Annotated in this window: 22 protein-coding genes, 1 tRNA gene, 1 pseudogene and 1 riboswitch; of the genes and pseudogenes, 7 read left to right on the forward strand and 17 right to left on the reverse strand. The window is 65.3% G+C overall.

What is annotated here, in order from left to right; all coding sequences use genetic code 11:
* Positions 1–130: 130 nt before the first annotated feature.
* From thiC to cysS, 14 genes and pseudogenes are all read right to left on the reverse strand, one after another.
* Positions 131–2,063 (reverse strand): annotated as a pseudogene (gene thiC, locus W911_RS08315) (phosphomethylpyrimidine synthase ThiC).
* Entirely contained in the window at positions 2,060–2,302 is a 243-nt protein-coding gene (locus tag W911_RS08325; protein WP_023787100.1) for a hypothetical protein, read from the reverse strand. The pseudogene thiC and the gene W911_RS08325 overlap by 4 nt, the downstream one beginning before the upstream one ends.
* Before the next feature lie 71 nt (positions 2,303–2,373).
* Positions 2,374–2,482: riboswitch (TPP riboswitch) on the reverse strand.
* A gap of 106 nt (positions 2,483–2,588) precedes the next feature.
* A complete protein-coding gene (locus W911_RS08330; protein WP_023787101.1) occupies positions 2,589–2,855 on the reverse strand; it encodes a hypothetical protein in 267 nt (88 codons plus the stop codon).
* Positions 2,856–3,098: 243 nt separating this feature from the next.
* Positions 3,099–3,431 (reverse strand): hypothetical protein, encoded by a 333-nt coding sequence (locus W911_RS08335; protein WP_023787102.1) that lies wholly within the window; start codon positions 3,429–3,431, stop codon positions 3,099–3,101.
* 490 nt (positions 3,432–3,921) lie between these two features.
* Entirely contained in the window at positions 3,922–4,707 is a 786-nt protein-coding gene (locus W911_RS08340) for a LolA family protein (RefSeq protein ID WP_244438642.1), read from the reverse strand.
* 264 nt (positions 4,708–4,971) lie between these two features.
* Positions 4,972–7,713 carry a DNA translocase FtsK gene (locus tag W911_RS08345; RefSeq protein WP_023787104.1) on the reverse strand — a complete coding sequence of 914 codons (2,742 nt, stop codon included), beginning with the start codon at positions 7,711–7,713 and terminating at the stop codon, positions 4,972–4,974.
* Between the two features lie 14 nt (positions 7,714–7,727).
* A complete protein-coding gene (locus tag W911_RS08350) occupies positions 7,728–8,948 on the reverse strand; it encodes an aminotransferase class I/II-fold pyridoxal phosphate-dependent enzyme (protein ID WP_023787105.1) in 1,221 nt (406 codons plus the stop codon).
* A gap of 82 nt (positions 8,949–9,030) precedes the next feature.
* Positions 9,031–9,393: a lysozyme inhibitor LprI family protein gene (locus tag W911_RS08355; RefSeq protein ID WP_023787106.1), complete on the reverse strand. Its 363-nt coding sequence runs from the start codon at positions 9,391–9,393 to the stop codon at positions 9,031–9,033.
* A gap of 58 nt (positions 9,394–9,451) precedes the next feature.
* Positions 9,452–10,345, reverse strand: a complete 894-nt coding sequence (locus W911_RS08360) for a pentapeptide repeat-containing protein (protein WP_158412849.1) — start codon at positions 10,343–10,345, stop codon at positions 9,452–9,454.
* Positions 10,346–10,449: 104 nt separating this feature from the next.
* Complete coding sequence (locus tag W911_RS08365; protein ID WP_023787108.1) at positions 10,450–11,307, reverse strand: pentapeptide repeat-containing protein; 858 nt, start codon at positions 11,305–11,307, stop codon at positions 10,450–10,452.
* A 21-nt stretch (positions 11,308–11,328) separates the two neighbouring features.
* Positions 11,329–12,939, reverse strand: a complete 1,611-nt coding sequence (cimA, locus tag W911_RS08370) for a citramalate synthase (protein WP_023787109.1) — start codon at positions 12,937–12,939, stop codon at positions 11,329–11,331.
* Positions 12,940–12,961: 22 nt separating this feature from the next.
* Positions 12,962–13,456 carry a GNAT family N-acetyltransferase gene (locus tag W911_RS08375; protein WP_023787110.1) on the reverse strand — a complete coding sequence of 165 codons (495 nt, stop codon included), beginning with the start codon at positions 13,454–13,456 and terminating at the stop codon, positions 12,962–12,964.
* A gap of 12 nt (positions 13,457–13,468) precedes the next feature.
* Positions 13,469–13,600: a hypothetical protein gene (locus tag W911_RS18895; protein WP_023787111.1), complete on the reverse strand. Its 132-nt coding sequence runs from the start codon at positions 13,598–13,600 to the stop codon at positions 13,469–13,471.
* Positions 13,597–15,018 carry a cysteine--tRNA ligase gene (gene cysS / locus W911_RS08380; RefSeq protein ID WP_023787112.1) on the reverse strand — a complete coding sequence of 474 codons (1,422 nt, stop codon included), beginning with the start codon at positions 15,016–15,018 and terminating at the stop codon, positions 13,597–13,599. The genes W911_RS18895 and cysS overlap by 4 nt, the downstream gene beginning before the upstream one ends.
* Positions 15,019–15,479: 461 nt before the next feature.
* On the opposite strand from cysS, the gene W911_RS08385 reads away from it, so the two are divergent.
* Positions 15,480–16,583, forward strand: a complete 1,104-nt coding sequence (locus W911_RS08385) for a DUF2865 domain-containing protein (protein ID WP_023787113.1) — start codon at positions 15,480–15,482, stop codon at positions 16,581–16,583.
* A gap of 73 nt (positions 16,584–16,656) precedes the next feature.
* Here W911_RS08385 and gltX read toward each other — a convergent pair whose 3' ends face one another.
* Positions 16,657–18,027 carry a glutamate--tRNA ligase gene (gene gltX, locus W911_RS08390; RefSeq protein WP_041318068.1) on the reverse strand — a complete coding sequence of 457 codons (1,371 nt, stop codon included), beginning with the start codon at positions 18,025–18,027 and terminating at the stop codon, positions 16,657–16,659.
* 234 nt (positions 18,028–18,261) lie between these two features.
* Between gltX and W911_RS08395 the strand changes: the two genes are divergently transcribed.
* The 4 genes from W911_RS08395 to W911_RS08410 all read left to right on the forward strand — a co-directional run bounded on the left by W911_RS08395 (position 18,262) and on the right by W911_RS08410 (position 22,192).
* Complete coding sequence (locus W911_RS08395) at positions 18,262–19,233, forward strand: hypothetical protein (protein ID WP_144083565.1); 972 nt, start codon at positions 18,262–18,264, stop codon at positions 19,231–19,233.
* A gap of 211 nt (positions 19,234–19,444) precedes the next feature.
* Complete coding sequence (locus W911_RS08400; RefSeq protein WP_023787116.1) at positions 19,445–21,460, forward strand: acetyl-CoA carboxylase biotin carboxylase subunit; 2,016 nt, start codon at positions 19,445–19,447, stop codon at positions 21,458–21,460.
* Position 21,461: 1 nt separating this feature from the next.
* Positions 21,462–21,854 carry a RidA family protein gene (locus W911_RS08405; protein WP_023787117.1) on the forward strand — a complete coding sequence of 131 codons (393 nt, stop codon included), beginning with the start codon at positions 21,462–21,464 and terminating at the stop codon, positions 21,852–21,854.
* A gap of 17 nt (positions 21,855–21,871) precedes the next feature.
* On the forward strand, positions 21,872–22,192 hold the full coding sequence (locus tag W911_RS08410) for an acylphosphatase (protein WP_023787118.1): 321 nt from the start codon (positions 21,872–21,874) through the stop codon (positions 22,190–22,192).
* Here W911_RS08410 and W911_RS08415 read toward each other — a convergent pair.
* Positions 22,189–23,040: a LysR family transcriptional regulator gene (locus tag W911_RS08415; protein ID WP_023787119.1), complete on the reverse strand. Its 852-nt coding sequence runs from the start codon at positions 23,038–23,040 to the stop codon at positions 22,189–22,191. The two genes, W911_RS08410 and W911_RS08415, sit on opposite strands and share 4 nt — an antisense overlap.
* 295 nt (positions 23,041–23,335) lie before the next feature.
* Between W911_RS08415 and W911_RS08420 the strand changes: the two genes are divergently transcribed.
* Complete coding sequence (locus W911_RS08420; RefSeq protein WP_041318074.1) at positions 23,336–23,701, forward strand: hypothetical protein; 366 nt, start codon at positions 23,336–23,338, stop codon at positions 23,699–23,701.
* A gap of 60 nt (positions 23,702–23,761) precedes the next feature.
* Here the strand turns inward: W911_RS08420 and lipB are convergent, their stop codons facing one another.
* Positions 23,762–24,502, reverse strand: a complete 741-nt coding sequence (lipB, locus tag W911_RS08425) for a lipoyl(octanoyl) transferase LipB (protein WP_023787121.1) — start codon at positions 24,500–24,502, stop codon at positions 23,762–23,764.
* Positions 24,503–24,678: 176 nt separating this feature from the next.
* Here lipB and W911_RS08430 point away from each other — a divergent pair.
* Positions 24,679–24,763 (forward strand) — tRNA-Leu (locus W911_RS08430).
* Positions 24,764–24,808 lie beyond the last annotated feature (45 nt).

Here is a 24,808-nt window from a genome sequence, read left to right on the forward strand (position 1 = left end):
TTTGCGAGAGTGTGCTTCGGCTGAAGATCAGCAATCCTACACCGGATTCGGCCGTATTGTTCCGCCCTGGAGCGTCCTTTTTCCTGTTTTCGTTACCGCTTCGTACGCAGAAACGGTTAGCGGGTTCGGGCTACGGTTTGTCCGCAGGGACGTAGACCTCGGCGCCCATCTCGCGGAACCGCTCGCTCATCTGGTCCATGCCGTCCTGGCGCTCGTTCAGGCGTGCGGCGTAGTCGCGGACCTCGCGGGTGATCTCCATCGAGCAGAACTTGGGCCCGCACATGGAACAGAAATGCGCCACCTTGTGCGCGTCCTTCGGCAGCGTTTCGTCGTGGAAGGCGCGGGCCGTGTCAGGGTCGAGACCGAGGTTGAACTGGTCCTCCCAGCGGAAGCCGAAACGAGCGCGGGAGAGCGCGTCATCGCGGAGCTGGGCGGCCGGATGACCCTTGGCGAGATCGGCGGCGTGGGCTGCGATTTTGTAGGTGACGACGCCGGTTTTCACATCGTCGCGGTTCGGCAGGCCGAGGTGCTCCTTCGGCGTGACGTAGCAGAGCATCGACGTTCCGAACCAGCCGATCATGGCGGCGCCGATGCCGCTCGTGATGTGGTCGTAGCCGGGTGCGATGTCGGTGACGAGGGGCCCAAGCGTGTAGAACGGCGCCTCGCCGCAGAGGGCGAGCTGCTTTTCCATGTTGACCTTGATCTTGTGCATCGGCACGTGGCCGGGGCCTTCGATCATCACCTGGCAGCCTTTGTCCCACGCGATTTTCGTGAGTTCGCCCAGCGTTTCGAGTTCGGCGAACTGCGCGCGGTCGTTGGCATCCGCGATGGAGCCGGGGCGCAGGCCGTCTCCGAGGGAGAACGACACGTCGTAGGCCCGCATGATGTCGCAGATCTCGTCGAAGCGCTCGTAGAGGAAGCTCTCCTTGTGATGGGCGAGGCACCACTTGGCCATGATGGAGCCGCCGCGCGAGACGATGCCGGTCACGCGGCTGGCCGTCAGGGGCACGTAGGGGAGGCGCACGCCGGCGTGGATGGTGAAGTAATCGACGCCCTGCTCGCATTGCTCGATCAGCGTGTCGCGATAAAGCTCCCAGGTGAGTTTGACGGGATCGCCGCCGACCTTTTCGAGCGCCTGGTAGATCGGCACCGTTCCGATGGGCACGGGGGCGTTCCTGATGATCCATTCGCGCGTGGTGTGGATGTTGCGGCCGGTCGAGAGATCCATCACGGTGTCGGCGCCCCAGCGGATGGCCCACACCATCTTCTCGACTTCTTCCTCCACGGACGACGTGACGGCGGAGTTGCCGATGTTGGCGTTGATCTTCACGAGGAAGTTGCGGCCGATGATCATCGGCTCAAGTTCGACGTGGTTGATGTTGGCCGGGATGATGGCGCGGCCACGGGCGATCTCGTCGCGTACGAACTCGGGCGTGATGTGGGCGGGGATCGCCGCGCCGAAGCTTTCGCCGTCGGCGAGGGCGGCGTTGGCACGATCGAGCGCTGCGGCGCGACCCAGGTTCTCGCGGTGGGCGACGTAAATCATCTCATTCGTGACGATGCCGGCGCGGGCGTATTCGAGCTGGGTGAGAAGTTCCCCTCCCCCTTGTGGGGAGGGGTTAGGGGTGGGGGAAGCTCGACAGCAGACGTGCGGGCGTCCCCCCTCCCGACCTCCCCACGAAGGGGGAGGGAAGTGCGGGCGCGGAGCGGGGTGTGCACGGTGGGAACGTGCGCGCGGCATGACGTCCGCTGACGGAGCCGTTGTCCTCGGGTTTTATGGTGCGGCCTTCGTAGGCTTCGACGCCGCCGCGTTCCTCGACCCACGCCCGGCGATGGCGGGAGAGGCCGCTGTCGACGTCAATGGCGATATCCGGATCGGTGTAGGGACCGGACGGATCGTAGATGCGGACGGGCGGCTCGCCGCTTTCCGGCGAGAGCGCGATTTCGCGCAAGGGGATGCGAAGGTCGGGCGCCTCAGCCGGCGAGATATAGATTTTTCGCGATGCGGGAAGCGGGCCGGTGGTGACCTCGGGGCGCACCGATTTCGGATCGTGGACGTTCATGAGCGGTCTCCCGTGCGGGTGTTGGCGATGTAACCGAAGAAACAAGGGACGGCGGCGGCGAGCACGACCAGCGCCGAGATCAGCAGCAGCGTCTCCGAAAGGAGCGGTGCCCGGAGGTTGCGCATTTCACTCGGAAGCAGCAGCCAGGCTGCGGATTTGTTCGGGCAGATCAGGATGCCGATGCCGGTTATGGCGAGCACCGGACCTGACAGGCGTGCGAGATAAACCGACGTATCCATGCGATCTCTCTTCGAGTTTGCTCGAATGGCGAGACGATCCGCACGCGCGTAGGCGTAGGCATGGCTAGGCATGGGAAAACAGCGTCCATCCCTTCGCCGGTACGAGCCGGATCAGGTTCGGAGGGTGCTCGTTGGCGAACAACGATCTCAGCCGGTCTACCGGCGCCCCTTGGAACGTGTGGAGCATGGCGCTATCGGCCCCAGCTTGCAAGGGACCTGGACGAAAGAAGGGGCCGGTCTTTCGACCGGCCCAAGGTGGCACAGGAGAGGAAGGCCGGCGGCGCGCTTACCAGCCGTGACGGTGGCCATAGCGCCAGGCGTTGTAGAAGCGCGGCTTCCAATGACGGCCGCCGTGGCCGTAATGACGATTGCGCTTGTAGTGGCGGCTGTACTTGTGCTTGCCGTGATAGCCATGCCCGCCGTGATGGTAGTTGTGGCCATGATAGCCGTGTCCGTGATGCGAGCGGCTGCCGTGTGCAAGTGCGGGCGTGAGGGTCAGCATCGTTGCGGCTGCGGCGGCGAGCGACAGCTTGGTGAGCGTTGAGAATTTCATGCGGTGTCTCCCTTGGTCGAGATGCTCCGGACTGCGGGCTCCGCATTCATCCGGCTTCAGACAAGAGAATGACAGCGTGCGCTTGAACCGGTTTTGAACGGCTTCGACAGCTTTCGTTCATGTTGCGGTTTGTGGGGCTCGTGCGTGTCGGCCCATGAAAAAAGGGCCGATCTTGCGATCGGCCCAGTGGGAGGGAAGAAGGACAGGAGGTCGTGGGCGTGCGGGTGTGGATGCCGGTTGCGATCAGCGGCCGACGCGGGGGAGGACACTCAAGCGCTGCCGGTTGTTGTCGGCGGCGCGGAATATGTTGCGCTCGGCTTCGTTCTGTAAGCGGTGGACAATGCGCCGCTCCTTCGCGGTGACGCGGCCATCGGACATGAAATCTTCGTAGACGCGGGCGATCTGGCGCTGCTCCTGACGCAGCTTGAGGCCCTCGGTCCAGGTGATCGAGCCATCCTGGCGGCCGCGTTCGATCATGCCGGCCTGCTCTGTCATGCGGGCGTCGTTGCCGTGCGCGGAGGCGACGGTGGGAAGCGCAATCAGGGCAGCGAGGGCGAATGCGGTTGTGCGGATCATCTTGCCATCTCCGTTTGTCTTGCAAACCGTCCGGCTGTTGCCGGCGTGATGGCATGAGTTTTAGAGATGCCGCTTTGAACCCGTCCTGAACACGGGCTTCAGGCGGCGTTCATCTTGGGATGACGCCTTCGGCGGCGGGAATATGCTCCAGACAGAGAAACGCCCAACCCCGGGGGGCGGGGCTGGGCGTATTAGCGCTCTCGCGCATAACGCCGGGAGGGAAGCCGGCGTCCCAGGCGATGACCTCGGTTAGACGGGGGAGCTACCGATGAGTTTGGTCTCGCCTGTATGAGGCTGACATAAGCGCAACACGCCAGCTTTCAATAGGGGGGCAGGGCACGTCTCACAAAAAAGTGATTGACTTATGCCCGATATCCCCATGGTGCCGTGATTCGGCCGGCGCAAAGCGCCAAATCTGCCTGGATCGTTCGCTTGCCGATCCGGCTCGCCTTGCAAAACATTCCCTTGCAGGCCAGGGCTTCGGTCGAGGTCACTGGCCGGGATGGAACCCCGAAAACGTGACGGTTTCGATCCGGAACAGCTTGGCGTCGAGGGTCTCGTCGGTGACGAGTTCGGAAACCTGGACGTGGGTGTCGAGGCCCTGCGCGTCGGTCGTGATCCATTCCTTGATCGCGAGTTCGGGCTCTCGGGTGAGCGTGAGACGGATCTGGCCAGGAGCGTCGGGGCTCTTGTCGCGCAGCGCAAGCTCGATCGCGGTCGCGTTTTCGCGGATTTCGACGATGTTTGCGTCGCGAATCAGATCGACGTCCTTGCGCAGGAGCAGCCGGAACGGCGTCTGGTCGAGCGAGACGCGATCCTCGTTGTTGAGGTCGAGATCCTGGATGGCCAGATATTTGCCGTCCGAAATGATGATCTGGCGCGAGGGGCGCGCATAATCGAAGCGGAAGCGGCCGGGGCGCTTCATCATGAACTTGCCGCGCATCCGCTTGTTGTCGGCGGTCGTCTGCACGAACGCGCCTTTGAGATCGCCGAGGGTGTTAAAGTAGGAATCGACCTGTTTGATCGCGGCGGTTTGGGCGTCGGAGAGCCCGCCTGCGCTACTGCCGGGCGTCGCGACTTCGGTGTCCCACCCAGTCGCTGCGGCTTCTGCGGCGGGCGATGCGTCAGGGGCCGTAGCAGGATCGGTGCTTGGGCGCGCGGCAGGGACGGGCGCGGGCGGCGCGACTGCGTTTTCGGGGGCGTCCTGGGCAAGGGCAGGAGTGCTGACGAGCGCAAGCGCAAGGCTTGCCGCGGCAATCAGGTTGAATTTCTTCATGTTCCGTCCCATTGGGCCCCTGCCTTCTCCCTGCGGAGACGGCATCGGATTGTCTCACCGAACATTGCGACCACAAATTGGCGTGACCGCGCGTTTACGGGGTCCAGACGTTGGCGAGGTCCGGGTTTCGGGCCGCCGCGCCGCTCCGACGCGACCCTCTACAATCCATATGTCAGATTTAGCGGCTAGGAGAGGGCAAAGCCAGCTTTCCCGGCACGCGATCCTCGGTTTTCACAGCGAAGGTGCGTTTTCACTGCGCAGATGTCAGGCGACGTCGCGGCCGGAGGCATCGCCGACAAGGATCTCGCGGCGGCCGGTGTGGTTCGGCGCGCTGATCAGGCCTTCGCGCTCCATGCGCTCGATGAGGTCGGCGGCGCGGTTGTAGCCGATGGAAAGCCGGCGCTGGACGTAGCTGGTGGACGCTTTCCGGTCGCGGAGCACGAGGGCGACGGCGCGGTCGTAGAGGCTGTCGCCGCTGTCGCGGCCTGCCGCGTCGCTGCCCTCGCCACGATCCGCAGCCGACGGCCGGGCTTCGGCGACGCCTTCGACATAGCGTGGTGCGCCTTGCTGGCGGAGGTGATCGGCGACGGCTTCGACTTCCTCGTCGGAAACGAACGGGCCGTGGACACGGAGAAGCTGTCCGGCGCCGGAGGTGAACAGCATGTCGCCTGCGCCCAGGAGCTGCTCGGCGCCCTGCTCGTTCAGGATCGTGCGGCTGTCGATCTTCGACGCCACGCGGAAGCCGATGCGGGTCGGGAAGTTGGCCTTGATGGTGCCGGTGATGATGTCGACCGACGGGCGCTGCGTGGCCATGATAAGGTGGATGCCGGAGGCGCGCGCCTTCTGGGCGAGGCGCTGCACGGCGGTCTCGATGTCCTTGCCGGCGGTGATCATGAGATCCGCGAACTCGTCCACCACAACGACGATGTAGGGCATCGGTTCGAGGTCCATTTCCTCGCGCTCGTAGATGGGCTGGCCGGTTTCGGGATCGAACCCCGTCTGCACCGTGCGCCCGAGCGTCTGGCCATCGGCGCGGGCGGTCTTCACGCGGGTGTTGAACGCTTCGATGTTGCGGACGGAGAGCTGCGCCATGCGCTTGTAGCGCTCTTCCATTTCGCTCACGACCCAGTTGAGCGCGCCGACGGCCTTTTCGGGCTCGGTCACGACGGGCGTCAGCAGATGAGGGATGCCGTTGTAGACGGACAGCTCCAGCATCTTCGGGTCGATCATCAGGAAGCGGCATTCGTCGGGCGTGTGACGATAGAGGATCGACAGGATCATCGCGTTGACGCCGACCGACTTGCCGGAGCCGGTGGTGCCGGCGACGAGCAGGTGGGGCATGCGCGCGAGGTCCGCGACGACGGGCTCGCCGCCGATGGAGCGGCCGAGTGTCAGCGGAAGCGCGCCTTCGGCGGCGGCGAAGTCGGGGCTTTCGATCAGCTCGCGCAGGCCGACGGTCTCGCGGCGCGCGTTGGGAAGCTCAATGCCGATGACGTTGCGGCCGGGGATGACGGCCACGCGGGCGGATGCGGCGCTCATCGAGCGGGCAATATCATCGGCGAGCGCCATGATGCGCGTCGCCTTGGTGCCGCGCGCGGGTTCAAGCTCATAGAGCGTCACGACCGGGCCGGGCTTTACGTCACGCACTTCGCCCTTCACGCCGAAGTCGGCGAGCACGTCTTCGAGCAGGCGGGCGGTGCCGCGTAGCACCGTCTGCGAGAAGGCGTTGCCGGATTTCGAGGGCGGGCTCTTCTTGAGCAGTGACGGCGCGGGCGGGCGGAATGCGGGTGCGGAGCGGCGCTGGGCGACGGCACGCAGGAGGCTTGAGCCCATTCCTCTCGACGCGGGGCCGCGCTGGGGCTCGCCGCGCTTGCTCGCAGCAGGCGGCGTTTGCGCGGCAGGTGCCTCGGCGGACTGCGCATCGGGGCGCGGCGCCTGGCCACGCATGAAGCGCGGCAGATCTTCGTGGTTGCCTGGTGCGGCGGCGGCTGGCTCGCGTTGTTGCGCCGGTGCGCGTTCGACCGCTTCGCGCGGGACCGGGCGCGCGCCCGCGGGCGCGAACCGTTCGGCGATGGCGCGGCTCAAATTGTCGAAGTCGGGATCGAGCGCGTGGATTTCGGGCTCCGGCTCGTCGTTCGCAAAATCGTCGCCCAGGTCGTGGTCGAATTCTGCCGCGGTGTCGTCGAAGCTGGGCCGAGCGGGTTGCGCGCGGTTCGCGAATGCGGCGCCAGGAAGAATGGGTTCACGGGCGTCGGACACGGGACGGCTGGCGGGCTCGCTCTTGAAGCTCGATGGGCGTAGCGCACCGAGTGCGGTGACGAGGCTCTTCGCGCGCGCGGGCGCCGTGGACCACACGGGTTCGTGCTGAGCGCTCCATGCGGTGCCTCGTGCCGCGGGGCGGGCGTCGTGCCGCTTGGCGGGCCAGCGCAGAAGAGAGGTACCGGCGAAGCCTGCGGAGCGCGAGAGGGCTGCAAAGCCTACTCCGCCGAGAAGGATGCAGGTCGCGGCCGAGGCGCTGCCGGTGCTGAAAAGACGGAGAACGCTCGAAAGCGCGTCGAAGATGACGTCGCCCAGGATGCCGCCGAGGCCATGCGTGATCGGCCAGGATGCGGTGGCGGGCAGCGCCGAAACGGTGCCTGCGAGCGCGAGGATGGCGAGCGGATAGAACGTGAGCCTCGTCGAAAGGGCCGGGATGCGCTCGGACAGCGTCATCTCGAAGGCCCAGATCATGGGCGGCAGCAGCGCAATCGCGGCCGCAAGGCCGAGCGTCTGCAGAAGGAGATCGGCGACGATGGCGCCCGGCGCGCCGAGCGCGTTGCGGATGGGGCCGCCGGTGGCGTGGCTGAGGCTCGGGTCGGTGACGGACCATGAGACGAGGCTCGCCCAGACGGCTGCGAGCACCAAAAGCAGGACCACGCCCAAGCCACGGCCGAGCGTTCCGATGAGGCGTGCCTCAAGGGAAGCCGGGAGAAGGCGCTGGGAATTGGAACCGATAGTGGACGGCATGGGCCGAACGTCTCTTACGCAGAAACATGGACGAAGCGTTCGAGCGCCTCCCTGATCGTTCCGGCATCGTGAACGAGCGCAACCCGCACGTAGGTTTCGCCCGGATTGGTTCCACGAGAGCCGGCCTGAGCCAGGTAGGCACCAGGGATGACCTTGACTCCGAAACGTTTCCATAAGGTTAGGGCGAAGTGAGCGCCGTTCCCAATTTGACTCGTGTCGAGCCAAAGGAAAAAGCCGCCGGGCGGGCGCCGGTAGCCGAAACGGGTGCCGAGGACGGCGTCGGCAACGTCGTATTTTTCGACGTAGGCGCGCCGGTTGGCGGCGACGTGCGCTTCGTCCGCCCACACGGCGGCCGAGACGTGCTGCACCGGGCCCGGCATCTGCGGGCCGATCAGATTGCGGACTTCGAACAGGTTTTCGAGAAATTTGGCGTCGCCCGCCATAAAGCCCGAGCGCAGGCCCGGTAGATTCGAGCGCTTCGAGAGCGAGTTGAAGACGACGAGGTTGCGGAAGCGTTCGGGTGTTTTGGCTGCAACTTCGAGCGCGCCTGCGGGCGGCGCGCCGGAATAGATCTCCGAATAGCATTCGTCGAAGAAGAGCATGATGTCGTGATCGCGGGCGATGCGAAGCGCGCAGGCGATGTAGGTTTCGTCCGCCACCGCGCCCTGAGGGTTGGCGGGCGAGCAGAGATAGATTGCGGCGGTGCGAGCGAGGAGGTCGCCGTCGGCTTCGAGGGCCGCGAGGTCGGGCAGGTGGCCGGTTTCCTGCGTGGCATCGAGGAAGACGGGTTCCGCGCCGGTCGCGAGGGCGCCGCCGAGATAGGCCTGATAGTAGGGATTGCACATCAGGATCGCCGGGCGGCGGCCGTTCAAATCCTTGCGGGCGACGGCGGGGAAGGCGGCATAGAACAACCCTTCGCGCGAGCCGTTGCAGGGCAGGATCTCGCGGGCAGGGTCGACGAAGCCTGGGAGGCCGTAGCGACGGCCGATCCAATCGGCGATGGCCTGGCGGAGGTCGTCGGAGCCCTTGATTGCGGGATACTTGGCGAGAAGCGCTTCGGCCTCGGCAAGCTTGGCCCCGACGAACGGGGGCATCGTCTCGCGCGGCTCGCCGAGCGTCAGGTCGATGGCGCGCTCATGGCCGGGCGGGATGCCGTCGAGCAGCGTGCGCAGGCGCGAGAACGGCGAGACGATGGTGCCGTCGGCGAGCGAGGAGAAATTGAGGGAAACGGACATTGGCGGCCCAGGGTCAGGACATCGTTGGCCGCTGTTTTCCACTCCTGCGGGCAAAGATCAAGAACAGGCGGCTTGGCGACGCTTACTCGCTGACGTGCCTGAGCTCACCGAGGCGCTGGCCTGTTAGACGTACGCGGCATTCTGCAGCTTCGATTGCGGCGATGCTGCCCTCGCCCAGGCGATGCACGAGACACGCGGCATCACGGTATTTCAGCCATGCGTTCTGGGCAGCTTTCATGGCTTCGGCGACATCCGGCGCGGCACCGGATTCCGCTTTTCCCACGAGCGAGTCGATGATGCCATCCAGCTTGTCCGCCGTGTCCGCAAGGCATTGGGTGATGTCGACGGTGCTCTCTCTGTCGTTGCAGTCGTGATGTGTGTCCGCATAAACGTGTGCTGGAGCGAAAGCGACAGTGCAAAGCACTAACGCGAAACGGCGAGACATCGCGGGAACTCCGAATAGAGACGAACGGCGACCCTAGGCCGGATTTGCCAAGCGGAGGTTAATTGTCGTCCAAACTATGGGCGAAGCGGGCGGTTTCGAAGTTCTGCGTCTCCTTAAGGCCGATCACCGTGTCGAGGCCGCGGGCGGTGCGAAGATCCACTTCGTAAAGGTTGGCGCCCGTGAGGTCCGCGCCTGTCAGATCGGCGCCGGTGAAGTCTGCCTGGATCAGGTCGGCGCCTTTCAGGTTCGCACCTCTGAGGTCCGCGTTCACGAAGCGGGCATACTTGAGGGACGTGTTCGCCAGCGTTGCGTCTTTCAGGATGGCGCGGGTGAAGTTGGCGCTGACGAGGCTGGCGGGGGCATTTACCGAAGACTCGCGCACGGCGGTGCGGCCGAGGACGGCGCCGGTCAAATCGGCGCCGGTGAAATCTGCGCGGTCGAAATGGCCGTCGGAGCGGAAGCGGACGAGTTTGGCGCCCGTGAACTTCGGGACCTCGCCGGATGCGACATCAAGCGTGGTGAAGACCGTGGGGCGGATGATGCGCGCGTCGGTGAGGTCCGCGTTGGAGAAGTCGGTTGCGGTGATGGTCGCGCGGTCGAGCTTCGCGCCGACGAGGGACGCGCCCGCCAGGGTGGCGCGGGAGAGATCGGTGCCGTAAAGGTCCGAACCTGCGAGAAGGGCGGCCTTGAAATCGAGTTCGGCCAGATCGAGGCGGGTCATGTCCGCCTTCTGGAGATCGGGACGCGTTTCGGGCGGTGCCTGGAAAATCCGCTCGAAGACGCTGCGGGCGGTGAGACGCGTGCCGGCGTCTCGCTCTTCGGACCCGGATCCGAAATAGCTCGGCACATCTCCGGCGGCGGCAGCGTTGCACAACGATACGGCGGATGCCGCGAGAGCAACCAGGAGGGCGGCCGATTGGAAGCGGCCTGCACGGTGATTTCCGTACCGCATGAAGATTTGTCCCATGCCTTGGGATACGCGGGCGCGCACCTTCCGGTTCTGTTTTGCCGGTTGCGCCTGGGCTTTCAAGGGAAATATCCCGAAGTGCGAAGAGATCAACGGCTGCCCGCCAAGCGCGCGGCATCGAAGTTGAGGGTGTCTTCGAGGCCGATCACTTTGTCGAGGCCGCGGGCGGTGCGGAGATCCGCGCCGTCGAGGTTGGCACCGGTCAGGTCCGCGCCTGAGAGGTTTGCGCGCGTAAAATCGGCGCCCAGAAGATGCGCGCCGCGCAGGTTGGCGTCCGAAAGATCCGCATCGACGAAACGCGCATATTTCAAATGCGCGCTTGGGAACTTCGCTTCCTTCAGGATGGCGCCCGTAAAGTTCGCGCCGATCAGGCTAGTCGGCGAGAACAGCGTTTGCTCGTGCGCGTGGCCGCCGCCGAAGACGGCTCCCGTGAGATCGGCGCCCGAGAAGTCCGTGCCGTCGAGCCAGCCGTCGGAGCGGACGCGGACGAGACGCGCGCCGGTGAAGCGCGGGGCTTCCGCCTTTGCGGCATCGAGGGTCGTGAAGATCGTGGGGCGCAGGATGCGGGCGTCGGTGAGGTCTGCGCCTGTAAAGTCGGCGGAGGTGACTTTCGCGCGGTCGAGGCGGGCGCCTCGCAGATTTGCGCCGCTGAGGTTCGTACGCGAGAGGTCGGCGCCGTACAGGTTGGTCTCCGAGAGGTTCGCCTGCTTGAAGTCGAGCTCGGCGAGGTCGAGGTTCGCGAGGTCACGGTTTCTGAGGTCGGGCGCGGTGTCGGGCGCCGTCTTGAACAGCAGGGAAATCACGTCGCGCGCGGTGAGGGTTTCGGGTGCAGACGCGGCCGGAGCGGTCGGCGCGGCGTAGCTCGGGACGTCGTCGGCGCTGGCCGCGGTGTAGGATGCGATTGCCGCGAGCGCTGCCAGCAGTACCGAAGGGACCAGAATGCGCATGATGGCCTCCCGCGCGGCGGTCTATGCCGCAACGGCTCCCGACTTCAGGAGCTTATAGTTGATGGAATCGAGGAGCGCTTCGAAGCTCGCGTCGATGATGTTCGGGGACACGCCAACCGTCAGCCAGCGCTCGCCGGTGGCGTGGTCCATGGTTTCGACGAGAACGCGTGTCACCGCTTCCGTGCCGCCCGTCAGGATGCGCACCTTATAGTCGACCAGCTCGATGCTATCGATGTGCTTCTGGTAGCGGCCGAGATCCTTTCGGAGCGCGCCATCGAGAGCGTTCACCGGGCCGTTGCCTTCGGCGGCCGACCACAGCGCATCGGTCTCGCCGTTGACGAAGACTTTGACGGTCGCCTCCGAGACGGTGACGAGTTCGCCCACCGCGTTGTGGCGGCGCTCCACCATGACGCGAAAGCTGTCGACCGAAAAATAGCGCGGGACACCCGAAAGGTGGCGGCGGGCAAGCAATTCGAACGAGGCTTCGGCGGCTTCATAGGCATAGCCCGCGCTCTCGCGTGCCTTGACCTCGTCGAGCAGGGTCTGGATGCGCGGGTCGTCCTTATCGGCGGCGAGGCCGAGGCGTTCGAGCGACGCCAGTACGTTCGAGCGGCCGGCCTGCTTGGAGACCAGCAGACGGCGCTGATTGCCGACGGCTTCGGGCGGCACGTGCTCGTAGGTCTCCGGGTCCTTCAGGATCGCGGACGCGTGGATGCCGGCCTTGGTGGCGAAGGCCGCTTCGCCCACGTAAGGGGCCTGGCGGCGCGGGGCTTCGTTCAGGAGGTCGTCGAGCACGCGGCTCGCGTGGGTGAGCGTGCGCAGCGCTTCGGGCGTGACGCCGGTTTCGAAGCGTGTGGCGAAATCGCTCTTGAGCAGCAGCGTCGGGATCAGCGTCGTCATGTTGGCGTTGCCGCAGCGCTCGCCGAGGCCGTTCAATGTACCCTGGATCTGGCGGACGCCCTGGCGCACGGCGGCGAGCGTGTTAGCAACCGCGTTTCCCGTGTCGTCGTGGGTGTGGATGCCGAGGCGGTCGCCGGGGAGCTGGTTCGTCACTTCGCCGACGATGCGTTCGACTTCGTGGGGAAGCGTGCCGCCGTTGGTGTCGCAGAGAACGACCCAGCGGGCGCCCGCATCGAGCGCGGTGCGCGCAACTTCGAGGGCGTAGGCCGGGTTGGCCTTGTAACCGTCGAAGAAGTGCTCGCAGTCGAGCATCGCTTCGCGGCCCGTCGCGACGACGGCGGCAATGCTGTCCGCGATGGACGCGAGGTTCTCTTCGTTCGTGATGCCGAGCGCGACGCGGACATGATAGTCCCACGCCTTTGCGACCAGACAGATGCTGTCGGCGGCGGATGCCAGGAGAGCCTGGAGGCCTGGATCGTTCGAGACGGAGCGTCCGGCGCGTTTCACCATGCCGAACGCGGTGAAACGGGCGCGCCTGAACGCGGGCTTCGACGCAAAGAACGCCGTGTCGGTGTCGTTGGCGCCGGGATAGCCGCCTTCGATGTAGTCGAGGCCCAGGCCGTCGAGCAGGGTCGCGATGCGCCGCTTGTCATCGATCGAGAAATCGACTCCCGTCGTCTGCGCTCCGTCACGGAGAGTTGTGTCGAACAGGTAGAGGCGTTCCTTGGTCATCGTCCGTCCCGTTCCGGTCGCGTCAGGCGTCGTCCTGCTTTTTGCCGAGCGGCTTCTTCATCGTGGTGTTGGGAAGCCATTGGTCGTCGAGGGGCATCATGTTGCGTTGGGTGCCCGCGTAGCCGCGCGCCTCGAAGAAGGGTACGGCGGTGTCGCTCGCGTCGACCGCGATCTCGGTTGCGCCGCGCCCTGCCGCGATGCGTTCGAGCGCGTCCGCGAGTGCGGTGCCGATACCCTGGCCCGCGTAGTAGGGATGCACGTAGAGCATCTCCAGCGTCTTGTTGTCCTTGAGAGACCCGAAGCCCGCATACTCTCCGTCCACCTGGATCAGGAGCGTGACCATGCCTGCGAGACGCTCGGCAAAGGCTTCCGCGTCGGCTGCGGTCGAGACCCACGCGAGGCGCTGGTCCTCGTTGTAGTCGTCGGCCGTCAGTTCCTCGATCGACTGGGCGAACAGGTCTTGTAGCCCTGCCGTATCGGGGATGAGAAACGGACGCAGCGGATAGGCCGGTTTCATGCGTGCCACGGTTCAGATCCAGCCTTGGCTGTGGGCGAGATAGTAGGACAGGATCACCGCCATGACGACGATCCCGACCTTGACCACGACGTAAAACAGCCAGTGTTTCGGAAACGGCGTGTCTTTCTTCCAGTCGTCGCTCATCGTGCGATCTCCCAGGTGGTGACGATGTCGCCTGTCGCGGGGTCTTTGGCGTCTTTTACGGCCACGCCCATGGCGGCCAGTTCGTCGCGCAGCCGGTCGCTTTCCTTGAAGTCCTTCGCGCGGCGGGCGGCGAGGCGGGCGGTGACGAGTTCGTCCACTTTCGCTTCGTCGACGGCGACGGCTTCGACGCCGACGTTCAATTCGTCGCGCGTTTCGCCGCCGTAGACGCCGAGGAATTCGAGCGTCGCTTTGAGTTCGGCGGCTGTCTCGGGATTGCGGCGGGCGGACTTGGCGAGGCCGTGGATGATCGAAAGGGCGCTCGGCGTGTTGAGGTCGTCCGAAAGCGCGGCGACGACGTCGGCGCTCGGTGCATCGGCCGCTTTAACGCCCGTGAGAAGATCGGCGAAGTCGAGCAGCGTCGCGCGGGCCTGGAGCAGGCGGTCGGCCGTCCAGTCGATGGGCTGGCGGTAATGCGTGCCGAGCATGGCGAGGCGGACGACGCGGCCGTGCCATTGGTTGGCGCCGAACTTCTTCGTGGCGAGCAATTCGTTGATGGTGATGAAGTTGCCGAGCGACTTCGACATCTTCTCGCCTTCCACCTGCAGGAAGCCGTTGTGCATCCACACCTTCGCCATCGCGGGCGTGCCGTGGGCGCAGCGCGATTGCGCGATCTCGTTTTCGTGGTGGGGGAACACCAGGTCGATGCCGCCGCCGTGAATGTCGAAGACGGGGCCGAGGTGGCGCTCCGACATGGCCGAGCATTCGATGTGCCAGCCGGGGCGGCCGGGTGTGGCGATGCCAGCGGGCGAGGGCCATGACGGTTCGCCCGGTTTCGACGGCTTCCAGAGCACGAAGTCCATCGCGCCTTTCTTGTAAGGCGCGACCTCGACGCGGGCGCCTGCCTCCATCTCTTCGAGCGAGCGGTTGGAGAGGCGGCCGTAATCGGGCATCGAGGCGACGTCGAAGAGGACATGATCTTCGGCGACGTAGGCGTGACCGTTGGCGACGAGGGCGTCGATGAGGCGGCGCATCTCCTCGATGTGCTCGGTGGCGCGCGGCTCGACGGTGGGCGGAAGAACGCCGAGGGCGGCGATGTCGTCGTGGAATTGCTTTTCGGTCGCTTCGGTGACGCGGCGGATGGCCTCGTTCAGCGGAAGGTCCGGGAATTCCGTTGCCGCGCGCGCGTTGATCTTGTCGTCCACGTCCGTGATGTTGCGGACATAGGTGACGTGGCCCGCGCCGTAGGTGTGGCGCAGGAGCCGGAACAGCACGTCGAAGACGATCACGGGGCGCGCGTTGCCGATGTGGGCGTAGTCGTAGACCGTGGGGCCGCAGACGTACATGCGCACGTTTTCGGCATCCAAGGGCTCGAATGTCTCCTTGCGGCGCGTCAGCGTATTATAGAGCGTCAGAGACACCCGGTCCTCCTCATGCTTCCCCGCGTCCCCGCCACGTGCTGCGCGATACGCGGGCCCGTCCTCCGTCCGGCGGGGCGTTTCTCTGTCTTGTGATGAGGCAAAGAACGAGGCCGCGCGCCAGCGGGAGGAGCTAGCCCGAAATGATAATGTCGCCGCAATCGATAACGGCAGGTTTGCGCAGCGTGGCGATCATGGGGCGAGTTATGCGGGGCGCCTTGCGGGGCGTCAAGCGCCGTCGGGCTTCTCCGAATCCGCGGACCTAGGGGAAATGACGGGGGAAAAGCGGAGACGTGGGGAGACGCCGCATTTCTCCCGCATTGACCCCTTATCCGGCTCGCATGATATGGTGAAAGCGATTGCTTTTTCAGGGGATGCTTCGGTCCCCGACATTCGATGGATCGATGACAACGTCTCGCAATAGCGGCTGTCTCAGCCGGACCTCACGCCTCGCAGCGAAGGCCATGGATACGTCTGTGTCCAAAGCCGGCAAGAATGCCGTGCTCGGTTTTGTGGTTGCGGCTGCTCTGGCGACCGGATTTGCTGTGCCCGCGCTCGCGCAGGGCTGGTGGCCGTGGAGCGGCGGGGGCGAGCAGCAAGAGCGACCGCCGCCGACGCCGCGCGAGCCGGTCTACAACGATCCCTACACCGATCCTTATAACGAGCCGCCGCCGCCCTCTCATGGGGCGCAGCCGGGGCGAAGCCCGATCTGCCTGGATCTGGAGCGGCGGCTCGTGCAGGAAGGCCAGCGCGGCAGCGCCAACGTCGTACCCCAGCTTGAGGCCGAGCTTCGCGACGTGGAGCGGAGCTATCGCACGCAACGCCAGCAGCTCGAACGCAGCGACTGCTACGAGTATTTCCTGTTCTCGAAAACGCTCAGGCGGACACGCAAGTGCATCGACCTTTCCAATCAGGTGGAGGCGGGGCGCCGGCGGATGGACGAAATCGAATCGCGCCTGCATCAGCTTCAGGCGTCGTCGGGCCGCTCGTATCAGGACGAGATCGTCCGCGAGCTTGCTCGCAACAATTGCGGGGCCACCTACCAGCAGCAGGCGCGGCGGCAGGACAGCGGGTCGTTCGGCTTCTGGGAAGACCAGGAAAGCAGCGGCACCGCGGGCCGGTCGGGTTTCGGCTCCTTGCCGTATGCCACCTACCGGACGGTGTGCGTCCGCCTTTGCGACGGCTACTATTTCCCGGTGAGCTTCTCGACGTTGCCGAACCACTTCCAGCGCGACGAGGACGTGTGCCAGTCGCGGTGCGCGTCGCCGGCGGCGCTCTACTATCACCAGAACCCCGGCGCGGGCATGGAGCAGGCCGTGGCGGCCAGCACCAACGAGGCCTATTCGCAGCTCAAGACGGCTTTCCGCTACCGCAAGGAGTATGTGAAGGGCTGTTCCTGCAAGGTGGCGGAATACCAGCCTCCGGAGGGTACGCTTCCTCCGCATGGAGCCGCAGCGGGTGCGGCGGGCGGTTGGGCGACCGAAGGCGCGCCGGCAGGCGTCGATCCGGGCCAGCCGGCCTTCGGCGGCGGACAGGAAGAGCTGCCCTGGTCGACGACGACGCAGTAGGGCTTTATTTTTACATCACCGACGAGGGTATGGGTCTTCGCTCAAGGTGCGCGAAGCGAGGATGCCGTTTTGCCTAACCTATTAGACCTTTTAGGCGGGCTTCGGCGCGCGTGCGGCCGATGAAGGGCAGCAGGGCTTTCAACTCCGGGCCTGCGTCGCGGCCGGTGAGGGCGAGGCGGAGCGGGTGGAAGAGGGCGCGGCCCTTGAGGCCGGTGGCGCTCGAAACCGCGGCTGTCAGGGTCTTCCAGGTGTCGCCATCCCACGGCTCGGATGGCAGCAGCGTGGCGGCCGTGTCGGTGAGATCCTTGTTTTCGATCACCGGGTCGATGTCGCTCGTGGCGACCTGCCACCAGTCGCGTGCGTCTTCCAGTACGGCGACATTGCCGCGGACGGCCTCCCAGAATTCGGCGCTGCCGCCGACGCCGAACGCAGCGAGGCGGTCCGCTACGGCGTCGAAGGTCGTTTTGTGGAGGAGCTTCGCGTTCAGGTTTCTGAGTTCTGCCGCGTCGAAGCGGGCGGGCGTGGTGGAGACCTTGCCGAGATCGAAGAGGGCGGCGAGGTCTTCTATGGCGCCGTGTGGCTCGATGGCGTCGGAGGTGCCGATCAGCGCGGCGTAGCTCAGGACGGCCATCGGTTCGAGCCCTGCGTCGCGGAACGAGCCGATCGAGAGCGAGCCGGTGCGCTTCGAGAGGGCGGTGCCGTCGGCGCTGATCAGGAGGCCGTGGTGGCCGAACGCGGGCGGCTCCGCGCCGAGGGCTTCGAAGATCGCAATCTGCACGCCGGAGTTGGTGACGTGGTCCTCGCCGCGCACGATGTGCGTGACCGAGAAGTCGATGTCGTCGACGACGCTCGTGAACGTGTAGAGCGGCGAGCCATCCTCGCGGATCAGGACGGGATCGGAGAGCGAACCCAGATCCACCGTCTGGTCGCCACGGATCATGTCGTTCCAGGAGACGACGGTGGGGAGGGGGCTGAGGCCGCTTTCCGGGCCGGAATTGGGGAGGCGGAAGCGCCAGTGCGGCCGGCGGCCTTCGGCTTCGAGTTTCGCGCGGTCCTCGTCGGAAAGGCGCAAGCCCGTGCGGTCGTAGATCGGCGGCAGGCCGCGGGCGCGCAGACGTTTCCGCTTGAGGTCGAGTTCGGCTTCCGTCTCGTAGCAGGCATAGAGATGGCCGCTGGCTTTGAGGGTCTCTGCAACTTCAGCGTAGCGGCCGAGGCGGTCGGACTGGCGCTCCTCGCGCTCCCAGTCGAGGCCGAGCCAGCGGAGGTCCGTGCGGATGGCCTCCGCGAATTCCTCGGTGGAGCGCTCGCGATCCGTATCGTCGAGGCGGAGCATGAACGTGCCCCCGTCCTTGCGGGCGAGGAGCGCGTTCAACACCGCGGTGCGGATGTTGCCGATATGGAGCGTGCCGGTGGGGCTCGGCGCGAAGCGGACGGTGGGGTTCATGATGCGCGCCACCCTATAGAGCGATCGGGAGAACTCAAGGGGTCGTGAAGGGTGCGCGACACTCGATCTCCCGGCTTCGGTTGCGGCGAGATTTCCGTGCGGCACGGCGGCCACACCTGCCGTGTGCTGAAGTTTTTGCCTGCGTCGAAGCGGTGCGGACATTAGGCGATTGGTAAGGATGCTCGCCTAGCTTGGACATCCACGGGAGCGTCGGGGCGGGGAAGTGGCATGTGCGTGGTTAAGTCTGTATCCGTTGAGGAATTCGAGTCCCGCGGCAGCATCAAGGATGGCGACGTCGCGCGCCTCAGGGCAGCGTTCCAGGACGATCCCGACATTCACGAGGACGAAGCCGAGACGCTGCTCCGGCTCAACCGCACGTGCCCGGTGCAGGCGCCCTCCTGGGGCGGGTTCCTGGGCGATCTGATCGGCGACTACATTCTCAACCAGAGCGGCCCCGAAGGCTACATCACGGCGGAGAAGAGCGATTGGCTCATCTCACGGCTTTCTACGGATGGGTGGATCGCCAACCGTGCGGAACTGGATCTGCTGGTTGCGATCCTCGGGAAGGCGCGCTGGTTCCCGCTCAGTCTCGCGACGTTTGCGCTCGCGCAGGTGGCGGGGGCCGCGATCCATGGATTCGGTCCGTTGCGCTCGGGGCAAGGCCAGCCGCCGGTGCCCGGCACCATCGGCGAGCAGGATATCGCGCTGATCCGCACGATCCTCAATGCATTCGCGGGCGACAGTGCGCTCGCGCTCACGCGGGCCGAGGCAGAGATCCTGATCGCCATCGACGAGGCCGTGTCGGCCCGGCCGGTGCCGCCCGCGTGGGTGGATCTGTTCGCGAAGGCGATGTCGAACGTGCTGTTGGCAGAGCAAGGCTATGCCGTGCCGCCGCGTTCCGTAGCGCTTCGGCCGCGCGTGTCGGCGGGGCAGCCTTTGCCACTCGACCGGCAGGTGGCCGCTGCCCTCGGCTTTTTGACGCACGACTATCACCTGCCGTCGAGCGAAGAGCGGGCGCTGGCGCGTCTCGAACGGCAGAGGATCGAGATCGTGACCGGGGAACGGCTGGTCACGGACGAGCAGGGCTGGCTCTCGGCGCGGCTCGATGCCGAAGAGCCGCGCTCTCCGGTGGCGGCGGCGGTGGCTGCGCATCTGCGCCGGGAACGCCTGATCGGCGCGACCGTGCGGGACGGCCGGGCCGCCTGAAATATCACGGCTTTTAAAGGGTTTGCCGATGCGGCGGGGTTGAGAACGCCGCTTTCGCCGCGGCGTGAGGCTTGGCCCGGGCCTAGCCGTTCATAATTCCGTCACGCCGTGCTCGCCCGCCGCGATTTATCGCGGTTTACGCGGTTCATAGAATTCGTCTAGAAAGCTGACCGATCAACTCCCCGACATCGAGACAGGGCGCCCAGGGATAATGTTCAAGAAAATCCTCATTGCCAATCGCGGCGAAATCGCCTGCCGTGTGATCAAGACCGCGCGCAAGATGGGCATCAAGACGGTGGCCGTCTTTTCCGATGCGGATCGCGACGCGCTGCACGTCGAGATGGCGGATGAGGCCGTGCACCTCGGTCCTCCGCCCGCTGCCGAATCCTACCTGCTGATCGATAAGATCGTCGATGCCTGCAAGAAGACGGGCGCGGAGGCGGTTCACCCCGGATACGGCTTCCTCTCGGAGCGCGAGTCATTCCCGGTCGCGCTCGCGAAAGCCGGCGTCGTGTTCATCGGTCCGAACCCCAAGGCCATCGCGGCCATGGGCGACAAGATCGAGAGCAAGAAGGCGGCGGCCGCGGCCAAGGTTTCGACCGTGCCGGGCTACATGGGCGAGATCGCCGACGAGAAGCACGCGGTGAAGATTGCCGAGGAGATCGGCTATCCCGTGATGATGAAGGCGTCCGCCGGTGGCGGCGGCAAGGGCATGCGTATCGCCCACAATCGCCGCGAAGTGGAAGAAGGCTTCCCGCTGGCCCGCTCGGAAGCCAAGGCGTCGTTCGGCGACGACCGGATGTTCATCGAGAAGTTCATCGTCGATCCGCGCCACATCGAGATCCAGCTCATCGGCGACAAGCACGGCAACGTGGTCTATCTGGGCGAGCGCGAGTGCTCGATCCAGCGCCGCAACCAGAAGGTCATCGAAGAGGCCCCGTCGCCGCTGCTCGACGAGAAGACGCGCCGCGCCATGGGCGAGCAGGCCGTCGCGCTCGCGCAGGCCGTAGGCTACGATTCCGCCGGTACGGTGGAGTTCGTGGCGGGCCAGGACAAGAGCTTCTACTTCCTGGAAATGAATACGCGCCTCCAGGTCGAGCATCCGGTGACGGAGCTCATCACGGGCGTCGATCTCGTGGAGCTGATGATCCGCTCGGCCGCGGGCGAAAAGCTCCCGATGAAGCAGTCGGACGTGAAGCTCACCGGCTGGGCGGTCGAGAGCCGCGTCTACGCCGAAGACCCGTTCCGCAACTTCCTGCCCTCGATCGGGCGGCTCGTGAAGTATCGCCCGCCCGAGGAGGGGACGCACGACGGCATCACGGTGCGCAACGATACCGGCGTCGAGGAAGGCGGCGAGATCTCGATGTTCTACGACCCGATGATCGCGAAGCTCGTGACGCACGGGCCGACACGCATCGCGGCCATCGATGCGCAGGCCGACGCGCTCGACGCGTTCTATATCGACGGCATCCAGCATAACGTGCCGTTCGTCTCCGCGCTGATGCATCATCCGCGCTGGCGCGAGGGACGCCTCTCGACGGGCTTCATCGCCGAAGAATATCCCGAGGGCTTCTCGCCTCGCGTCGCCGAGGGCGAAGATCGCAAGGAGCTGTCCGCGGTCGCGGCGGCGATCGATCACCAGCATAATGCGCGCCGTCGTCTGATCGACGGCCAGATGACCAACGGCTCGGTGACGTTCGCCAAGCGCCGCGTGGTCGATATCGGCGGCGAGCGCCAGACGATCGAGGTGACCGCGACCGACGAGGATTTGACGGTCGGCTTCCTCGGTACGGACGGGGCCGTCGAGCAGTCGCTCGCGGTGAAGTCCGACTGGAAGGCCGGTGATCCGGTTTGGCGGGGCAGCGTCGGCGGCAAGGCGGTGTCGGTGCAGGTGCGCCCGATCCTCAACGGCGTGACGCTCTCCTATCGCGGCATTCAGAGCCCGGTCTACGTGTATACCGAGCGCGAGGCGGAGCTGGTGTCGTTGATGCCGGTGAAGGCCGCGGCCGACATGAGCAAATTCCTGCTGTGCCCGATGCCGGGTCTCGTCAAGGCGATCCACACCAGCGAGGGCGCGGAAGTGAAGGCGGGCGATGCGCTGGCGGTCGTCGAGGCCATGAAGATGGAGAACATTCTCCGGGCCGAGCGCGACGGCGTGGTCAAGAAGGTCAACGCGAAAGCCGGCGACAGCCTGGCCGTCGATGCCGTGATCCTGGAGTTCGCGTGAGATGACGAACGCGCCGCGCAAACTCATCTCGTCCGGATCTCCGTTCGAGCTTGAGATGGGCTACTCGCGCGCTGTCGTGGACGGGCGCTGGGTGTTCGTCTCCGGTACGACGGGTTTCAATTACGAGACCATGTCGATTTCGGAGGACGTGACCGCGCAGGCCGACCAGTGCTTCCGCAACATCGCCAAGGCGCTGGAGCAGGCGGGCGCGAGCCTCGCCGACGTCGTGCGGGTGAAGTACATTTTTACCAGCCCTCAGGACTTCAAGCCGTGTCTTCCGGTGATGAAGACCTATTTCGGCGAGGTGAGGCCGGCTGCGACGCTGATTATCGCAGGTCTGGTCGATCCTGCGATGAAGATCGAGATCGAGGTCACGGCGCTGAAGCCGGATTGACCCCTGCAGGACATTCGATGATAGGCACCCGCACCGCGCACGTCAGAATTGAAGGTCTCGTGCAGAAGGTGGGATACCGTGCCTGGACGCAGAGGGTGGCGACCGAGCTTAAGCTCACAGGCTGGGTGCGCAATCTGGCGGATGGCGCGGGCGAGGCCGTGTTCCAGGGTGAGAACGAGAGCGTCGCGGAGATGATCTCCCGCTGCGGGCGCGGGCCTCAAGGGGCCGTCGTGAAACAGGTCGAGATTCTCGGCGAGGAGGTCATGGGCACCTTCGAGGGGTTCGAGGTCAGGGCGACAGCGGCGGCGGATACCGGCTCGGACCAGAACCTCTGCTAGCCCAGGCGGGCGGCGGCGCGGCGCAGGCCCTGGATGATCAGCTCGTACGTTTCCTCGTCGCGGGCTTCCGGATAAACCATGTAGACCGGATAGACGAAGCGGCGCGCGCGCTTGGGCTGATGCAGGCGGCCACGGGTGACGTAGGGCTTTACGATGCGGGCCGGGAAGTAGGCCGAGGCTTCCGTCGCGAGCAGGTAATCGAGCCCGACGGAGCCGAGATCGAGCCGCAGCCCAGGGTTCGTGAGCTCCGGGTAGGCGGCGGCGTGATCCTGCTGGAAGTCCGGACCCCAATCCACCAGCACGTATTCGCCGGGCTCGCGCTTGCCGGGCGGGGCCTTCCCGCTCGTCACCAGCACGAATTCCTCGTCGAACAGGTGCTCGACCACGTGGCCCGGAGGCTGGATGGGGCGGTACATCACCGCGAGATCGAGCGTGCCCTCGATGAGGCGCTGGGTGAGCACGGGCGATGCCGCCGAGAAGGCCGAGACCGCGATATCGGAGTTGGTCGCGCGGAGGCGTGCCACCCATTTCAACAGGAAGCCCTGCCACAGACCTTGAGAGGCGCCGACCGCGAGGTGGTCGCTGTGCTGATCCACCAGGCTGACTTCGAGCTGCGCGCGCTGCCAGACGCGGACGAGCGCGAGCGCGTGTTTGCGGAACTGCTCGCCCGCGGCCGTGAGGTCCGCGCCGGACTTGGAGCGATGGAACAGCGAACAGCCGAGGAGATCCTCAAGGCCTTTGATGCGGGCGGAGACGGTGGACTGCGTGATGTTGAGCTTCACGGCGGCTTCGATGAAGCTGCCGGTCTCCGCGACCATCAGGAACGTTCGCGCGAGATTGATGTCCATTTATTGCTCATAACGCGCACTTAAAAAGCACCAAACTATCTATCGAAAACTTCGATAGGCGTCACCGGAAATTTCCGTTTGAAGGAGGAAATGATTCTCCTCACATTGCGAAAAGACCCGCCGACGAGTCGGGTCGAATCGAGCCCGGTGTGTGCCGGGTGTTCAATGGAAGGACTAACGACTATGGCTAAAGCTGCTAAGAAACCTGCCGCTAAGAAGCCCGCCGCGAAGAAGCCTGCGGCGAAGAAGGCGAAGAAGAAGTAATCAGTTTCAATTGGAGCGCTTGTTGCCGGCTGTGGTTCTTGATCGCGTCATATCGGGGCTTCTGATCGCAGTCCTCCTTTTTCCCTCGGCCGCTCTGCCGGCTTCGATCACAAATCGGGACGATCGGGACCGCAAGGTCACCATCATCGAGGGAAGCACCCCAAAGACCCTGGTTCTCAAGCCGAACGAGGCGATCGATGGGATTTGCAAGGTGGGATGCTTGATCAGGATCGACGACAGTCGAGAAGACCCGTTCGAGCTCGAAAGCTCGGATGTCACGTCGATCGAGGATGGCCAGCTCTACGACGACGGTGCGGTGGCGCCGACAGTCTCCGGTTCCGGAGTGTCCGGTTCAGGACCTGACGCCCAGCCTTCTCAGCCCGCGCCACGTCCGTAGCAACGAAAGGCTTCGGTGTGCGAATTTGTACCCGGCTCCGCCTGTCGCGGGGCCGGGTTTTCATTTGGCGGCCGCGGAGAGAGCGCCGGTTTCGGCCAGCGGCACGTCGTCCGCCGTAGGGCCGAACAGGGCTTCGAACTGCTGCCGCAGAGCGATGTCCACATCTTTCGTCGATGCCTGGCATCCAAGGTCGCCCAGGCTCGTCACGCCGTGCTCGGCAATGCCGCACGGGACGATGCCCGCATAGTGGGAGAGATCGGGCGCGACGTTGAGGCTGATGCCATGGAAGCTCACGCCGCGGCGGATGCGAATGCCGAGAGCGGCAATCTTGTTCTCAGAGGGCGGAGGACCTGGGTCGGCGATCCAGATGCCGACACGGCCTTCGCGCGTCTCCCCCCGTACGCCTACGTCGGATAGCGCGGCGATGAGCCAGCGCTCAAGCGCGCCTACGAAGGCCCTCACATCGGCGCCGAAGCGGCGCTGAACGTCGAGCATGACGTACGCGATGCGCTGGCCGGGCCCATGATAGGTGAATTGCCCGCCGCGGCCCGTGGAGAAGACCGGCAGACTATCGGGATCTCTGAGGTCGGCGGGACGAGCGCTGGTGCCGGCCGTGTAGAGAGGCGGATGCTCCAGGAGCCAGACCAACTCGGGCTGCTTGCCATCGCGGATGTCGGCGGCCCGCCGTTCCATCGTTTCGACGGCAAGAGGATAGGGCGTGAGGCCCGGGCTCGTGCGCCAGGACACGTTGGAGGTCTGCGGGAGGCGGGCATTCATGGAGCAACCGTCGAAATCGTTCATGCGCGGATCTCTATCATTTTTCCGGTGCTTCGGCAGCATCGAGGCTGGCAAAAGCGCCTCCTGCGCTTTTTGAGCCCTTGCCTTCAGGGGTAGGCTCTGTTAGTTCCGCGGACGCTCGGTGTCCCCCTTGTTCCGGCCGCGTGAGTTGGCTATATGGGGGCGCTTCTGGTCATGATGCGGTCGTGGCGGAATTGGTAGACGCACTACCTTGAGGTGGTAGCGGGGCGACCCGTGGAAGTTCGAGTCTTCTCGACCGCACCATTTGCCTTTGTTCGATTTTCCCAATCGAAGACATTGTCCGGCGCA

The sequence above is a fragment of the Hyphomicrobium nitrativorans NL23 genome (assembly GCF_000503895.1).
GTDB lineage: Bacteria > Pseudomonadota > Alphaproteobacteria > Rhizobiales > Hyphomicrobiaceae > Hyphomicrobium_C > Hyphomicrobium_C nitrativorans.

Bases quoted from the DNA above. Each gene is read 5' to 3' on its own strand.
- W911_RS08325 (WP_023787100.1), bottom strand. From the start codon at position 2,302: ATGGATACGTCGGTTTATCTCGCACGCCTGTCAGGTCCGGTGCTCGCC.
- W911_RS08330 (WP_023787101.1), bottom strand. From the start codon at position 2,855: ATGAAATTCTCAACGCTCACCAAGCTGTCGCTCGCCGCCGCAGCCGCA.
- W911_RS08335 (WP_023787102.1), bottom strand. From the start codon at position 3,431: ATGATCCGCACAACCGCATTCGCCCTCGCTGCCCTGATTGCGCTTCCC.
- W911_RS08340 (WP_244438642.1), bottom strand. From the start codon at position 4,707: ATGAAGAAATTCAACCTGATTGCCGCGGCAAGCCTTGCGCTTGCGCTC.
- W911_RS08345 (WP_023787104.1), bottom strand. From the start codon at position 7,713: ATGCCGTCCACTATCGGTTCCAATTCCCAGCGCCTTCTCCCGGCTTCC.
- W911_RS08350 (WP_023787105.1), bottom strand. From the start codon at position 8,948: ATGTCCGTTTCCCTCAATTTCTCCTCGCTCGCCGACGGCACCATCGTC.
- W911_RS08355 (WP_023787106.1), bottom strand. From the start codon at position 9,393: ATGTCTCGCCGTTTCGCGTTAGTGCTTTGCACTGTCGCTTTCGCTCCA.
- W911_RS08360 (WP_158412849.1), bottom strand. From the start codon at position 10,345: ATGCGGTACGGAAATCACCGTGCAGGCCGCTTCCAATCGGCCGCCCTC.
- W911_RS08365 (WP_023787108.1), bottom strand. From the start codon at position 11,307: ATGCGCATTCTGGTCCCTTCGGTACTGCTGGCAGCGCTCGCGGCAATC.
- cimA (WP_023787109.1), bottom strand. From the start codon at position 12,939: ATGACCAAGGAACGCCTCTACCTGTTCGACACAACTCTCCGTGACGGA.
- W911_RS08375 (WP_023787110.1), bottom strand. From the start codon at position 13,456: ATGAAACCGGCCTATCCGCTGCGTCCGTTTCTCATCCCCGATACGGCA.
- W911_RS18895 (WP_023787111.1), bottom strand. From the start codon at position 13,600: ATGAGCGACGACTGGAAGAAAGACACGCCGTTTCCGAAACACTGGCTG.
- W911_RS08385 (WP_023787113.1), top strand. From the start codon at position 15,480: ATGGATACGTCTGTGTCCAAAGCCGGCAAGAATGCCGTGCTCGGTTTT.
- gltX (WP_041318068.1), bottom strand. From the start codon at position 18,027: ATGAACCCCACCGTCCGCTTCGCGCCGAGCCCCACCGGCACGCTCCAT.
- W911_RS08400 (WP_023787116.1), top strand. From the start codon at position 19,445: ATGTTCAAGAAAATCCTCATTGCCAATCGCGGCGAAATCGCCTGCCGT.
- W911_RS08405 (WP_023787117.1), top strand. From the start codon at position 21,462: ATGACGAACGCGCCGCGCAAACTCATCTCGTCCGGATCTCCGTTCGAG.
- W911_RS08410 (WP_023787118.1), top strand. From the start codon at position 21,872: ATGATAGGCACCCGCACCGCGCACGTCAGAATTGAAGGTCTCGTGCAG.
- W911_RS08415 (WP_023787119.1), bottom strand. From the start codon at position 23,040: ATGGACATCAATCTCGCGCGAACGTTCCTGATGGTCGCGGAGACCGGC.
- lipB (WP_023787121.1), bottom strand. From the start codon at position 24,502: ATGAACGATTTCGACGGTTGCTCCATGAATGCCCGCCTCCCGCAGACC.